The organism is Bradyrhizobium sp. 190, from assembly GCF_023073415.1.
Taxonomy (GTDB): Bacteria; Pseudomonadota; Alphaproteobacteria; order Rhizobiales; family Xanthobacteraceae; genus Bradyrhizobium.
Window position 1 is genome coordinate 1 of sequence record NZ_JADPJL010000072.1, and the last position, 1,524, is coordinate 1,524.

The 1,524-nt window shown below is 57.2% G+C and carries 2 pseudogenes; one reads left to right on the plus strand and one right to left on the minus strand.

The features are described from left to right. Window positions 1-148: pseudogene (locus IVB22_RS37530) on the plus strand (IS5/IS1182 family transposase); the annotation flags it as partial. 208 nt (window positions 149-356) lie between these two features. Here IVB22_RS37530 and IVB22_RS37535 read toward each other — a convergent pair. Further along, window positions 357-977, minus strand: a pseudogene (locus tag IVB22_RS37535) (DUF1214 domain-containing protein); the annotation flags it as partial. Between the last annotated feature and the right edge of the window lie 547 nt (window positions 978-1,524).

The following is a 1,524-nucleotide window of genomic DNA, read 5'->3' on the forward strand; positions in this document are numbered from 1 at the left end:
GAAGATGCGGATGGGTGCGACACACTTTCTAATGAAGCGGTTGCCCAATGTCGCGACCGAAATGGCGCTGAACGTACTCGCCTACAACCTCACGCGCGTAATGAACATCGTCGGCATCAAGCCGCTCCTGGTAGCAATCCGGGCGTGAAGAGCTCGTGCTGTTATACGCATCGTGTGACCGTTCAGGTCGCTCAGCGTAGCCCGAGGTTGCGCCCGGGTTGACTCCAGACTCCATACAGAAAAATACGCTCAGACCGTCGTGTCGACCCGGATCGTCCCCCGGTTGCGTGCAGTTTTTGGGGGTGGAAAAACGTTTTCGCACAGCCTGGACCCACGGACTTCGCAATCTAGCGTACCTACGATGTTTTCGTCATCGGCGGATGCTTCCATGCTCCATCGAGCGCCGCTTCCTTTGGCCAATAAAGTCTCATGAACGCGATGAACGGTCCTTTGGGAGCGGGCAGCCAGTTCGGCTCCTTGTCCTTACCCGGCGTCTCGTTCTGGACATAGAGCGTCAGGCCGCCATCGGCGTTCTTCATCAACTGCGGCAGCATCGGCGAATTGATCAAGTAGCGGTTGATCGGATTAGCGACGAGCAGGCTCTGGGGCAACTCATACATCGTTAATGACCAGAAGGCGTTGACAGGTGGTAGCTGCCCAGCCGCGAAATGAAGGGTGTACTTGTTGGCCCCATCAAGCTTCTGTCGGGCGGCATCGATGGCATAGACCGGGTACATCGCCTCTTGCTTCGAATTGCCCCCGATGCCGAGCACAGCACCCGCCATCCGGTAGAGGTAATTGTTCTTTAGATGCGCGCGCGTCCCAAATACGTCGCCCGATGTCACTTCCCCCGTGTCAATCTTTTGTTTCTCCAATTCCGCAAGTGCAGCCCAAGCGTCCGCCATTCCTTGCTCGATGGCGGTTTTCATTTCGGGTGAGAGCTTGCTGATATCCAAGGTCTTCCCGGCTCCAATGTCGAGTTTGTTCGCAGCCGATGCAACGCGGGCAGCGGCGTTTGGTGCTTGATAGATCAAACACTTGACTAATCCGTAAAAACGACCACGCATGTTCACCGCCGTTCCGCTTCCAGGTCACATCCACTGAACCGTTCGGAAAGCCGGCAGTCCGGATGTACCAATTTGGGTAGTACTGGGTAGCTGTCAGCACCGATCCGGTTCAGGTTCGTCGCTAGGGAGCAATCCCGATCCCGATGCCGATCCCGATAATCGCCAGCGATATGACGATCACCAGCACGTCAATCGTCAGCCATGCGGGTATGCGCTTTGCAGGTTGGGTCATAGCGTGTGCCCTCCGCAGCCACGTTATGTACCGGAAGAGCACAAGTGGCTGTGAACGAGTTCACATGTTTGAACAACCGCGGCCAGCATCACCGCCCTGGCACTTACGGGACATCTTGAGCCTAACCGGCGATGTCCGCCAATGTGAAGGGTTTCGGATGCCGGCCCCATGACGGTGAGGCCGCGCGCACGGGGCCGGCGTCCGAAACCCTCCAAGGGAGGAAAC